General features: G+C 45.1%; 11 protein-coding genes. All 11 read right to left on the bottom strand.

All coding sequences use genetic code 11. The features are described from left to right. Window position 1: 1 nt before the first annotated feature. On the bottom strand, window positions 2-676 hold the full coding sequence (locus FC61_RS11845) for a WxL domain-containing protein (protein ID WP_024525685.1): 675 nt from the start codon (window positions 674-676) through the stop codon (window positions 2-4). Between the two features lie 34 nt (window positions 677-710). Beyond that, window positions 711-1394 carry a WxL domain-containing protein gene (locus FC61_RS11840; RefSeq protein ID WP_021741645.1) on the bottom strand — a complete coding sequence of 228 codons (684 nt, stop codon included), beginning with the start codon at window positions 1392-1394 and terminating at the stop codon, window positions 711-713. Between the two features lie 27 nt (window positions 1395-1421). Beyond that, window positions 1422-1841 (bottom strand): hypothetical protein, encoded by a 420-nt coding sequence (locus tag FC61_RS11835; protein WP_024525686.1) that lies wholly within the window; start codon window positions 1839-1841, stop codon window positions 1422-1424. A gap of 606 nt (window positions 1842-2447) precedes the next feature. Beyond that, window positions 2448-4877 carry a WxL domain-containing protein gene (locus FC61_RS11830; RefSeq protein ID WP_021741643.1) on the bottom strand — a complete coding sequence of 810 codons (2430 nt, stop codon included), beginning with the start codon at window positions 4875-4877 and terminating at the stop codon, window positions 2448-2450. A gap of 544 nt (window positions 4878-5421) precedes the next feature. Continuing rightward, entirely contained in the window at window positions 5422-6054 is a 633-nt protein-coding gene (locus FC61_RS11825) for a WxL domain-containing protein (RefSeq protein ID WP_052471859.1), read from the bottom strand. A gap of 493 nt (window positions 6055-6547) precedes the next feature. Continuing rightward, window positions 6548-7171: a WxL domain-containing protein gene (locus FC61_RS11820; protein ID WP_035464465.1), complete on the bottom strand. Its 624-nt coding sequence runs from the start codon at window positions 7169-7171 to the stop codon at window positions 6548-6550. Between the two features lie 318 nt (window positions 7172-7489). Beyond that, window positions 7490-8065 carry a WxL domain-containing protein gene (locus tag FC61_RS11815; RefSeq protein WP_052256212.1) on the bottom strand — a complete coding sequence of 192 codons (576 nt, stop codon included), beginning with the start codon at window positions 8063-8065 and terminating at the stop codon, window positions 7490-7492. Window positions 8066-8507: 442 nt separating this feature from the next. Then, window positions 8508-9221, bottom strand: a complete 714-nt coding sequence (locus FC61_RS11810) for a class A sortase (RefSeq protein WP_021741638.1) — start codon at window positions 9219-9221, stop codon at window positions 8508-8510. A gap of 184 nt (window positions 9222-9405) precedes the next feature. Continuing rightward, window positions 9406-9657, bottom strand: a complete 252-nt coding sequence (locus FC61_RS11805) for a type B 50S ribosomal protein L31 (RefSeq protein ID WP_011667279.1) — start codon at window positions 9655-9657, stop codon at window positions 9406-9408. Window positions 9658-9756: 99 nt separating this feature from the next. Continuing rightward, entirely contained in the window at window positions 9757-11043 is a 1287-nt protein-coding gene (locus FC61_RS11800; RefSeq protein ID WP_024525692.1) for a UDP-N-acetylglucosamine 1-carboxyvinyltransferase, read from the bottom strand. Between the two features lie 343 nt (window positions 11044-11386). Continuing rightward, window positions 11387-12863: mucin-binding protein (locus tag FC61_RS12430; protein ID WP_420890110.1), on the bottom strand; the 1477-nt coding region annotated here is incomplete at its 5' end.

Below are 12863 nucleotides of genomic sequence, written 5' to 3'. Positions count from 1 at the left end.
CTTATTGCGGCGTATCAGTCAGTAACCAAGTTAATGCACCCTGATAAGTCTGCTGTTGCTTGACATCAGCATTATTTACCAATAGCTTGGTTGGTGCAATCGTACTACGGTTTACCTGTAACAACCACGTCCCCAGACCAGTTCCTTTGTTCGCCGAAGCAACCAGTGAATAGCTGCCAATCGGAATCAAGCTGGTCGCCGAGTCGGTGACCGTCGGACTAGCACTCACATTGGTTGTGCTTGCCTTAGCAAAGGAAGCTGAACCCAACTGTAAGGCCGCCGCTGAAATTTCAGAAAAATCTTTTTCGCCAACTAAGGGACTGGGTTTGACTTGTAACTGCCAACCCGCACCCGTGAAACGGCGGTCGCTAATTTGTACGTAAGCACCACGATTGGTGGCCGTCGTTACAATTTGCCCTTTAGTAACCCGCTGTTGCTTGAACGTTAAATTTGGTACGTAATCCAAAGTTAATTTACCCTTGGAACCAGTCCCGTTATTCCCAGAATCATCTGGATCGGTTGGTCCACCGGGATTAACCGGCTTAGTACTTCCATCTCCGCTTAAGGTTACTTTAGCAGTGGTCGATAATGACCCTGAATTGGCCAGGGCATTCGACTGCGCCGTAAACATGATCCCTAGAGTTAGCGAGGCCATAAACCATAACAAACGTTTCACGACGACGCCTCCTCACTATCGATGCCTAAACGTCTTAGAATGGGGCGTTCTTTAGAGTCCAAGTTAAGTTAGAAGTGTAATCGCCGGCCGTGTTCCCATCTGGAACAGCCAAGCTAGCGGTATCGAAGTTCGTGTTCCATGTACCAACACCAACCGCCTTGGCATCACCAGTAATATTTTCATTACCAGTAGCCTTAACAACAGATTGTTCAGAAGTCCCATCACCATTCAATGCAATAGAATCCTCGGCAGTAGGTGCAGTCGAAGAAGTTGAACCAGTTGGTGAGGTAACACCAGTCTTAGTTAAGGTCAACACAGCACCTTGCAATTCTGTTTTACTAGTTGTCACGAATTGGCTACTCTTCACAGTAACGCCCCAGTTGGTCTTAAGACCAGGGTTAACCGTTTGAACTGGCGTACTGCCGTCAGCAGTACCGGCTAATTTCAATGCCTTTGACCCGCCAAGTTCACCACCATCAATCGTGTAATTTGGTGCGCTAACTAAGGCCAATGCCCCATCACCAGCGTTACCGCCATCACCGTTGTCCCCACCAGAAGTGGAACCGGCAGTCAATGAAACCTTAGCAGTCGTGTGCAAATCCCCCGTGTTAGTCCCACTGGCACTGTCACTAGCCGCAAAGGCGGTGGAAACTGAACCAAAGCCCAAACCTGCTACCATAGCTGCAGCTGCTACAAATTGTAAAGTTTTCTTAGTCATAATATTATCCCCTCAACTTAAAGTTTTTTAATTTTCTTGCTTCCTACGTTTTAACAACATGCCGATCCAAATCAGCAATAATATGATGATACCTGCCATTGACCCAAAACCGTACCACTGGCCTTCTGACAATTGTGGTAAACGTCCACTCAAACCGGACCGCGTCGGTGTTCCAGATACCTGGTCACCGTCTTGGCCCTGAGCTGCGGTCGGTGTGACCCGACTACCACTCGGTGACTTCGTTGCTGAGCTATTGCTAGGATTCCCGCTATCGCCAACGCCAAAGTCACCATCCCCTCCGGCAATTGCGCCGGACGCATCTTTACTCGGTGTCAGCTCCACTTGGTAAGTAGATTGCTGAACATCCGCTAAAGCCACTACGGATTGTCCCCCACCAGCAACGATTAGGAGGCCTAACAGCAACAACCAGATTTTTTTAAATCTCATCACTGTCCCCATCCTCACGTTAGGTGAGAAAATGGCAAACCAAATTCTCAACTTGTGATTAACTAACTTACAGACCAACATTATCTATAACTTTCTTCGTTGAACTCATCGATGATTCATGTATAGAATAGCACGTCTTTTTTACTTTGTCCATAGTTATCGAAATGGATAGCCGGTTTTTTTCGATAATTTGGTATTCTTTCTTTCGTTCTGATGCTAACCATTAGTCTTTTTTACTGGTACGTCAAGGCTTGTTCATTGTTTGAATTATCAATTGAATTCGATTTCACTAATATTTTTTTATCAGGATTATGTAAAATCCGCCCTTTTTAAAGTCGTTCATATAGTTTCCAGTTACACCCATTCATACCGCAGATCTTCAAAGGCAGATAGTTGCCTGTCATAACTATCTTTTCCCATTATCCTCACCCAATCCTTACCCGCTATCACTGACCAGCTTAATCGACCCTACCTTTTTGGGCATTCATTCTATGAACCATGAGCCATAATCGTAGCTAGCCGGCGCAACCTTCAGTGGTCACAGCTGGTTGACCACGACAAAAAAGCAGCTTTAGCTGATTGCTAAAACTGCTCCTAATTAATAACTTATTGTGGTGCGTCCTGTAAGGTCCATGTCAATTGCCCGCTGTAAGTGCCGGCCGTATTGCTACTACCCACATCTAATAGCAAGCCAGAATCCGTATTCCAGCTACCAGCGACATTCGTTGTCGAACTGTCATTAGCCGTTTTGGTGTGCGTCACAATCGGTGTATTATCCGCCGTGATGGCTTCTGTTCCGTTGGCCGTCTTATACATCAAGCTGCCCTTTAAAGCTTGATCATTGACCTTAAACGGCTGTGAGATCTTGGCAGATAACGTCCATTGACTACCAACGGCCCGAGTATCTTGGACATTAAGGTTCCAATCGCCATTCGTACCAGCAGTCTGCTGACTGCCATCTAACGTTGTATCTTTGAAAGCCGCACTATCAGAGACGGTGCCAAAAGACAACGACCCCAGCGTGATCGTCACGGTACCCGTGTTAGACGAGTTCCCCGTACTATCGGTCGCATAAACTTCAAACGTATTCTCGCCACTGCTTAACTGTTTAATCGGAACCGACACAGTGAAGATGCCCGGTTTATCAGTCGCGCTCAGCTTACTGGTAGCCAAATCATTCCCGTTAATAGACGGGTGCAAGATGAGCTTATCATTGCTGTCCAAAGTAGCCGTTGAGGTAATCTTCCCAGTCAACTGCACATCACTATCACCGGAAGCCGTTACTTTTGACTGATCCAACTGCAGATTCAACGTTGATGGCGCAATCTTAAATGACGGAATATCAACAGAAGTAATTGCTTGCGTCCCCGTGAAGCTCCCAGTAGTCGCAGCAATAGTTGTTTGCGTCGATGGGTTCTTCGCCACCCCCGTTAACGTAATATCAGCGGAAACGTAGTCGCTGTCACTTTCGTTGTTCAGATCGTGATCCAGTTGTAGATCGATTCCATTCTGTGAAATATCTGATGAATCTAAAGTGACTGTTTCGGTCGCACCGGATTTTTTAGTATAGGTAATCTTAGCCGTTTTATACGTAATGTTTTGTGGTACCGCAATTTTTGATTTAATGTTCTCCCAGGCAGACGTCCCACTATCATAAGACACATTGTAATTAACTTTGACGTGGTCATTACCTTGAATAGTAGCGTTGTCCGTAACATCTTTATTGGTGGTCGTGTCGGTCATAGTTCCACTAGAGTTAATGTTAGCCACATTAGGAATTTGTTCAAACGCGACTAAATTGTTTTCACTTGCCATCCCAGTCGACCCAGTGAAGCCCCACCAAACAGTTGGGTTAGCTTCCGATGCACCTAGCTTTGAGGGCGTAATGTTAAACTGTTGTGACATTTTATTCTCTTCCAGTGCACCATGATCGGTCCCATTGGTTTGCTTAGCGCCTGTGTCCGGATCTTTATCGTCATAGGTGTAGGTCATAACGCCATCGCTAGTAGATGTTGCTGCCTTGTAATCAATCGACAAGTGATGCCATTTACCATTTGATAGCTTTCCACCACGTCCAGTGTTTGGATAGGATAATACACCTTCGTGATTTAAAGTAGCCCAGTTGTAGGTTAATTGCTGTGTATCCGTCGGTGTCCCTGACAAAAAGGCCTTATACCCACCAATATACACTGAGCCTAACGAATTAAGAGTATACGTACTTGGCTCTCCGGGATAATTAGAAGCAATGTGTGGATAGGAACTAACATTCCCCGCATTGGCATCGTATCCATTAGCCGCATCCGCAATATTATTATTCGCTACTTTTAATGTATTATTAGCAGCCGTAGTTGGTGCGTTCGTGTTGAACAGAGTAGCTGTACCTATATTACCAGAAATCTTGGTGATTCCATCCGGATTAGGACTTGGAAGTACAAAATCCGTCCCATTCGGTTTCGCCGAGTTAACGAATGTATCGAACTCCAACGCCCAACTCTTGGGAATCGCTGAATCGGCTATCGTTTTTTGTGTCTTAGTCCCATTGGAATCAGTTGATACATCTTTTCCCCAAACGCCTAGGCTCTGCCCTTTGTCACTATAAGTTCCTGTGCCACCCGAACTATTATTCTGAAGAACAAATGCCATTCCATCGCCAGCACTGCTTCCCTTATTACCAAAATACAACCACATACTGGCTTTTTGATTTTTATACAAATTAAACTTGGAGCCGTCCTTGGACCATACTGCGGCTCCACCGTTATAACTATCGGCCGTTAACTGCATGGCCTGGGTACCACTACTACTGCTATTATTTGAATCACGGACTTCAGGCGTAAAGCCGCCTTGCAATCCCGTCGAATCGTAATCTTGTCCGGGAGCAAAGTAAGTGGACAACGGCAATCCCTTGGGCATAGTTGCCAAAGCGTTCTTCGCATCACTATCATCTGTGTACGCCGCCTGTGCCGTTTTCGCCCCTGCCAAACTATCAAATAAAACTGTCATCATCACAACACTTAGCCCTAGTAATTTACTCCTCATGAGTGATTCCTCCTCAACTACCGAAAACCATAAATCTTCATTATTATGTAATTGTTCTTTTTAGTACTGGAAGATCACAGTCTTTCCAGTATTCCTAATGTCATTTAGCTTGTTGCTCGTCCGATTAAGCAAACCCTAGTCATCTTACCTAACCAATCACATAATACCGTTCAAACTTCTACGTTCAGTATACAACCGACGTCAATTCTTGTCCATCATTAATCATATGTGCAAGAAACATTTATAACAGATTAAATGTAACCCCTTTTTCCAATTGGCCAATCTAACTATTCCAATATATTCCATTGACGGATTAATCTTTGGCTTAGCTACCCCTGCATGCGTAGCATGTTAGTATAATGCCACGATTAATTAGGTAATTAGTCGAAATGATTCATCCACTATACTTAGATCATTAATTTAGTTTCTTCCTGCAAGTGAGCCATACTGGAACTTATAACCAATTACATGCCATATAAAAAAGGCATAGAAACCATTCACTAAGAATGCCTATGCCTTTGAATTCAATATTTAAATGAGTCGATTATGCTGGTGTGTTAGCCAACGTCCAAGTCAAGTTCGTCTTGTAAGCTGAACCAGTCGTTGAATCTGCAGCAATCGCAGAAGATGGAATGTTCAAAGTCGCATTCGTATAGTTGGCGTTCCAAATACCTAAACCTTTTTCTGCTGCAGCAGTCATTACGGATTGAGCAGCTGTACCGTCAGCGCCTGTTCCCAGGGTCACCGTTTGTGATGCTGTCGGTGTAGCCGGCGTAGTTGTATTCTTTGAATCAGTCGTTGTAGCCCCGGTAGACGTCAATACCAAGCTACCACCATCCAAAGTATGTGTACCGTCAGTCATTGCATCATTAGCCACTGTAACATTCCAACCAGAAGCAACCCCAGGGTTCTTAACTGTTAAGTTACCCGTAGCCGTCGTATTAGTTGCTTGCTTTTCACCATTCAAGGTAGCGGCGTTAAACGTGTAACTTGGTGCGTCCGTTAACGTAATCCCGCCGGCACCTTGCGTTGTATCACCGGTCTTCAACGTAATGTTAGCATCCGTTGTCGCCCCTGTACCAGTTGAATCAACAGCCGCGTGAGCAACTGTTCCCGAAGCCAAACCTAAACCAGCAAAAGCAGCAACCGTCGCAATAATGCTTAAAGTCTTTTTCATTATCATTATCCCCTTTAATATATCCTCAGTGGCTTTAACTTATCTACTATGGCTAGTTCAGGTGCTTGGCTCGAGAATACCCTAGTTGTTCTCGCTATCTTCATCGAGCTGCTTAACTCATTCCTAACCTTCGAATTCAGTATAACGCATAATCATATTTTTGTCCACTATTAATCTTATGTGGTAACAACATTATTTGCGATTAATCAGGAATCCCATTCATACGTTTCACACCGTATCCAATCTGCCAAGCAATTCCCCATAGGATAGGTCTTGTCTATAGATTTTGGTAGCGAAATCATCTCCGTAATATGGCTAATTGCCAGGCTCGATGTATCATTGCATAATGTAACTACACTATAAACGACACGTTAAACTACTCGCTAAATAGCAAGCTTTATTACCGCAATTTAGTTTTGGTTTTCAGTATTTACTAAAAATAAAAAAAGCCTGAACAATCGTCCAAGCTTTAACAGATTTCAATTAATATCGCTTATGCCTTTACGGAATCAACCAAGCTCCAAGTTAAGTTAGAGGTGTAAGCACCCTCAACTGAGTTAGCTGGTACAGATAACGTTGGCTTGGTTGATGAGTAATCAGCATTCCAAGTCCCGACCCCGCCTTTAGCTGGCGCAGTCATAACATTAGTAGCACCTTGAGAGCCGGCACCAGGCAGTTCAACCTTCGTGGTAGCACCAACACTGGTATCACCAGCAACACCATTGCTTGGTGTAACCGTTGGCAACGTGATCGTTGCACCAGTCAAGGTATCTGAACCACTAACCATGGCATCGTTTTGCACTTGAACATTCCAACCATCTTTGTGCCCGGCGTTAACCACCGTTAACGTATCAGTTACGTTTGTGTTATCCGCAGTGCTAGTAACCGCATCACCATTCAATTGAATCGTTCCAAAGTCGATGTCTGGAGCAGATTTCAATACAACCCCATTATCCCCCGTTGTTGTATCACTGGCTTTCAAAGTAGTCTTAGTTGTCGTGCTCCCACTGTTAGCATCTGTGCCAAACGTCGCCGCATTCGCGGTAGTAGCAGAAACCAATCCTAATCCAGCAACCAAAGCAGCAATCGCAGCAAATTTCACAGTCGTCTTAGTCATTATCATTATCTCCTTTATATCCTTGCTTGTAATCCCCTAGTAACTTACGAGCACCTCAATGAACGTAATTATAGATGGCTAAAGCGTATCTGTTAGCCGCTCATCTTTCGTGCCTATCAACGATTCATTTACATATTAGCACGCTTTGTGCTATTTGTCCACTATTTATTAGTTGTGGTATCAATCTTTATTTAGCTTAAGTTAAATTCACTAGTAGCTAAGGCAAAACTCGATAGCAGCGCTGATAAAAGCGTCATCTCACGGTTCACCTTAGTTATTGTAAAATCCCTCGTCAACTACCACATACAGTCAACTAGTCTATTCTGGCGTGTTACCCAACGTCCACGTCAATGTTGCCGTGTACACACCACCCATGGCGTTAGCCGGCACCGTCATTTGTGGTTTGGCATAGTTACCTTGCCAAATTCCCAAGCCCTCTTTTGGGGCAGCCTGCATGGCAATTTGTTCGCCACTACCAGCACCGTCAAAGCTGAGGTTGTTGGCAGTCGCTGTAGAGTTATTGTTTTCATCCAAAGGTTTAGCCGCCGTAGTTGTGAATCCATACGTTGCACCAGCTAACGGCTGACCATCAGCGTCCGTCATGGCCGAAGCAGCAACTTTCACGTTCCAACCAGTTGCTGAGCCGGCATTGGTTACTTGTAAATCATCCGTTTGGGCGCCAGCTAAATCTTTGATCTCGTTCCCGGTTAACTGCGCGGAAAAACTAACATCTGGGGCGGAGTCTAACTTGATCCCACCATTAACCCCCGAAACCAATGTTGCTGAAGCTGTGGTCTTTTGGGTTGAGTCAGCCTGCGCATTAGTCAGAGAGCTAGTCCCAATGCCCGCCAACAAAGCTGTTAACATCAACATTTTTAAAATTTTGTGGGTCATCGTTGCTCCCCCTTTTCCAGAAACACACTCTATTGCTTTCACCGTCGGCCGCTCCTGCTAGTCATCAGAAGCTTATCATGGCCCTCTCAATATCCACACTTATAATATCATGGTATTAATTTTTTGTCCACAATTATTCTTCTGTGGTAGAGATTTTTTTGAAAAATGATTGGACCATAAACAATTATCTTGTTTATTTTCGTAAAACGCCTACGTATAAGCATTTCAAAGATTATCGTTTGATTACTAACCGACCTTACTTTTAGCCGTTCAGCAAAATGTGGACACAAATTAAAGATGTACCGCGTCGTTTATACCTTATACCAAAACTGATTAAAAAAAGCAACACAGTATGCGCTTTCAATCGTCCTATATCCTTATTTACAGCATAAAAAATGAGGCAATCGCCGTCATTGCGGTAATTACCTCATACTTATCAGTTTTAACTTCGGTTGTTAAAGCTACCATGGAACCCTTTTTGAACAGACGTTGGTGCGTCCTTATAGGCCATCTGCTTCACATATTTCCCCCGAATCATCAAGCGGTTTGCACCGGTAGCATCACACGTAATTAAGGTGACCAGTTTTTGCTTGGTTTGTGCGATAACCTGCACGTCCGTTGCCGGAATGAACTTCCGCACGCTCACCTGATACTCATAGACACGCTTAGCATCCGTCAGATAAATCTTTTGTCCAACCCGAGTCTTCCAGTACAGGGGACTGAATAAAATCGTCTGTGAGGCCATATGGTGCCCAGCTAACGGATAGTTACCTTCCCCCATCTTCTGGTCCGGTCGCATGGTTCCCGCGGTCAGAGCCAAGACCTCATTGCTAATCCCCTTAGCGATTGGCAAATGAACCTTGGACTGGGGCATCAAAATCTCACCAACGACATGAATATCCGCTGTATTCCAGCGGGCATTGGCCACCGTTGAGAAATCCAACGATTTTACCTTACTAAAGTCATATGACGCTTTCTTCTTTTGATTACTTTGAACCGATTTACGTGAAATCCGTGGTTGATAGGAAGAGATCAACCAATTTTTAATCTGCTCGTTGAAGATTAAGGCCAACGAGATTGCTAATAAGAAGATAAACAAAACGGTCCATAGCCACCGCCAGCGGTGCTTCTTGGGTGTTTGTTTTTTCTCTGCCATTTTACTTTACTCCAATCCCCAATTTCATAATCTCTTCGGTTCTGAATTTTACGCCATTTACGATTAAAAACAAAGCCCGGCGCTTCAATCCACCAGATAGGCTATCCAACAGCCAAACCAGGCCAAACAAAAAACCGGTGACAGCTAAGCTGCCCACCGGCCAGACAAATCATAAACTTTATAATTAGTCGTTGGATAAACCGTACTTCTTGTTGAAACGGTCCACAGCACCATCGGCTTGGGTAAACTTTTGCTTACCTGTGTAGAATGGGTGGGAATCAGAAGTAATTTCGACACGGATCAATGGGTAAGTGTTGCCATCTTCCCATTCAACCGTTTCGTCAGAAGTTGCCGTTGAACCAGACAAGAACTGGAAACCAGTACTTGAGTCTTGGAACACAACTTCGCGGTAATCTGGATGAATTCCTTGCTTCATAATGTATTACGCTCCTTTGCCCTGATTCATTGACTGAACCAGAGATTGATTAATCGTCAACCGTTGAATTATACCATGGATTACGCCAGCCATCAATGGCTAATCGCGACCATTTTCAACTAAACTATCCTCCACGATCTCAACGTTCGCATTCAAAGCTGTTAATTTAGCCACGATCCGGTCATACCCCCGTAAGATATTATCGGCTTGATCAATCTCCGTATCGCCCGTTGCCATCAGTCCAGCAATCACTAAGGAGGCCCCGGCGCGAATCTCGCCCGCCTGCACATGGCCGCCAATTAAGTCATCACTCGGGTCAACCACAATCATCCCATCTTCAGATCGGATGTTAGCCCCCATCTTCCGCAATTCGGCAATGTGCTTGATGCGCTTGGGGTAGATCGTATCAATGATGACACTGCTACCAGCTGCCCGGAACAAGAGTGGCGTCAAGGGCTGTTGTAAGTCGGTCGCAAAACCAGGAAATGGCATTGTCTTCACTTGAATTGGCGTGAGTTCTGTCACCCGGGGAACATAGATGCTATCTTCACTAATCTCTAGTGGCACACCCATCTCAATAAGCTTAGCCGTGAAAGATTCCAAATGTTCCGGAATCACATTCTTCACAACAATCCCATCACCCATGGCTGCCGCCATCGACAAATACGTTCCCGCTTCAATGCGGTCAGGAATGATCGTGTGGGTGTTCATCGCCCGTAGCGTTGGCACACCCTCAATTCGAATAACATCGGTACCAGCCCCACGGACGTGCGCGCCCATGTTATTAAGGAACGTGGCAATATCAATGATTTCTGGTTCCTTGGCCGCATTTTCAATCACCGTAGTGCCCACCGCTTTAACGGCAGCCAAAATGGCATTAATCGTAGCCCCCACGGACACCATATCTAAGAAGATCCGCGCGCCATGTAAGCCTTCCGGACCCGTAGTAATCTTCACTGTGCCATCATGTTCAGTAACACTTGCTCCCAGCGCCTTAAACGCCTTGATGTGTTGATCAATCGGCCGTGGCCCAATATTGTCTCCACCAGGAAAGCTCAGCGTGGCCCGTTGGAACCGCCCCAACAAGGACCCCATAAAATAATACGACGCGCGCAAGCTCTTAATTGCTTTACTTGGGAGTGGCGCTTCAACAATCTCAGTGGGGTCAATGGTTAAGACCCCGTCTTCAAACGTAGAATGTACGTTCATTGATTTCAAAATTAACATCAAATTGTGGACATCAAGAATATCCGGTACCATATCAAAACGCACCGGTGTATCAGCCAAAATCGCTGCCGGAATTAACGCTACTGTGCTGTTTTTCGCGCCGCCAATCGTCACTTCACCAGTGAGCCGTTGGCCGCCATGAATAATCATTTTCTTCATTGTGATGTGTTCCTCACTTAAATTTACTTCCATATAATTCCATACAGTCAAATACAATAATAAATAATCCCGCACTAAAAGACAACCGTTTCCCACTATTTCGCCGAAATTGTAATATAAACATCCAAAAAAAGCGCGAAAATCATCGCAAAATTTAATTTTTGCCTACCAAATTGCGGTTAGAAAGGTTATTAATCAAACTCGTTTAGCGATTCTCTAACGTTACCAGTTTGAGCTTAAAGCTAATTAAACTGATAAAAAAGAATCTAGCATTGTGCTAGATTCTGATGTAAAACAACCGTAACCTAATTGCGCCATAATCCATGTAACAAATCGACACCTATCAGCCTTCATGACGTCTTTTAAGCATTGTGCTTAGTCCCGCTAGTAGAACCGCTACAATTAGCCCAAGAATTTCGGCTGTAACACTCGCTTGTCGGTTATCATTCGTTTGTGGCAAAGTCGCTCGCTTCTGTGCCGTAGCCTGCTCACGCGTTGTCACTTGCTTATTTTCTACAGCTTGCTTGTTTTTTTCAGCTTGCTTTATAGGCCTAGTCGTCTTTCCTAATTCAAGTGCCGCGGCAGTCGCACCGGCCATCTGAACTGGTTGCTTAATCTTTTTCAGTTGTTTTACCTGAACGACTTTCTTTTGCTTCTTCTGTGACTTTTTAGCCTTTACCGGCTGATCAGGCGTCTTAATGGTAACCGTGTCGGCAACATAATTAATCGTTTGGACATCATCAGCGCTATCTGGCGTGACTGTTACGGCCTGCGTCCCAGTGACGGACGGATGATAGCCAGCGATAGCTATCGCTGGTACGCTGACGAAGGTGTTGTCATCTTTACTCGTTGACCAACCACTATAAGCAACGGCCCCCGTCACGTGATCAACCACTTTAGTCCGGGTAAAAGTAATTGTGCTTATCGTATCCGTATGCAGTGGTGTGCCATTGTTAGCTTGATAATGAACCGTTTGGGTAATTGTCTTAGTCTCTGGCGTCGTGTCAGTTGCGTGGGCCAGACGAACGGTGTAGTTAACACCACCCTCACTAAACGGCGCCCCTGAAGTTGGGTAGTCATCACTCACTAATTCGTAGCCTTGTTTAACGTAAGCCGCAATCGTCGTAGCCGTGCGATAATCGGACGGTGTATCAGGACTACCGGTCAAGCTCACCGTAGTAAGAACGGTACCCGTGGTGGCATCAACGTACGTCACCGTGGCTTCTTTTGAATTAGCCGTGTACGTCACAACGATATCGTTATCTTGATCAGTTCCCAACACTGACGTATTACCGACCCTCGGTTTATCGGCCGTATAGCCCGCAATCATCGGTGAATCGACCGCTTTATAGCTTCCGGTTAAACTACTATCATTCAACCAATCCGTATAGACTTTCGTGCCGGCTACGACGTCAATAGTTACATTACGACTAAAGGAGACTGTCTGAACATTATCCATACCAGCTAACTCGCCATTCTCAAATTGATACCTAATGGTTCGACTAACTTTTTTGGATAAATCTTTTGCTGCCGTTCCGTTTGGGTACTTCGGTCCATCCGGATTATCTGGGTTGATTGGATCACCCGCCACTCCGGGATTGTCCGGGGTGACCGTGATCAATTTATGCTTCAAAGTTACCGTATATGCTTGAACAATTCCGTCCTGGTCATAGACTACCCCGGCTGTTGGATAACCATCACTGACCAGGTCGTAGCCCGCATTCTCATACGCGGCAATCGTATCAGCCGTCCGATACGCATCCGTTGTCCCGTACGCCCCTTGTAAGGTTTCCGTCTTAATGACCTTGTTATCAGTTTGG

Source organism: Levilactobacillus brevis ATCC 14869 = DSM 20054 (assembly GCF_001433855.1).
In the GTDB taxonomy this organism is placed as follows: Bacteria; Bacillota; Bacilli; order Lactobacillales; family Lactobacillaceae; genus Levilactobacillus; species Levilactobacillus brevis.
Note: the sequence above shows the minus strand (reverse complement) of the source record. Positions and strands in the feature narration are given on the sequence as shown.

Excerpts from the sequence above, each read along its gene's own strand:
- FC61_RS11840 (WP_021741645.1), bottom strand. The coding sequence starts at position 1,394 with ATGACTAAGAAAACTTTACAATTTGTAGCAGCTGCAGCTATGGTAGCA.
- FC61_RS11835 (WP_024525686.1), bottom strand. The coding sequence starts at position 1,841 with ATGAGATTTAAAAAAATCTGGTTGTTGCTGTTAGGCCTCCTAATCGTT.
- FC61_RS11830 (WP_021741643.1), bottom strand. The coding sequence starts at position 4,877 with ATGAGGAGTAAATTACTAGGGCTAAGTGTTGTGATGATGACAGTTTTA.
- FC61_RS11825 (WP_052471859.1), bottom strand. The coding sequence starts at position 6,054 with ATGAAAAAGACTTTAAGCATTATTGCGACGGTTGCTGCTTTTGCTGGT.
- FC61_RS11820 (WP_035464465.1), bottom strand. The coding sequence starts at position 7,171 with ATGACTAAGACGACTGTGAAATTTGCTGCGATTGCTGCTTTGGTTGCT.
- FC61_RS11815 (WP_052256212.1), bottom strand. The coding sequence starts at position 8,065 with ATGACCCACAAAATTTTAAAAATGTTGATGTTAACAGCTTTGTTGGCG.
- FC61_RS11810 (WP_021741638.1), bottom strand. The coding sequence starts at position 9,221 with ATGGCAGAGAAAAAACAAACACCCAAGAAGCACCGCTGGCGGTGGCTA.
- FC61_RS11805 (WP_011667279.1), bottom strand. The coding sequence starts at position 9,657 with ATGAAGCAAGGAATTCATCCAGATTACCGCGAAGTTGTGTTCCAAGAC.
- FC61_RS11800 (WP_024525692.1), bottom strand. The coding sequence starts at position 11,043 with ATGAAGAAAATGATTATTCATGGCGGCCAACGGCTCACTGGTGAAGTG.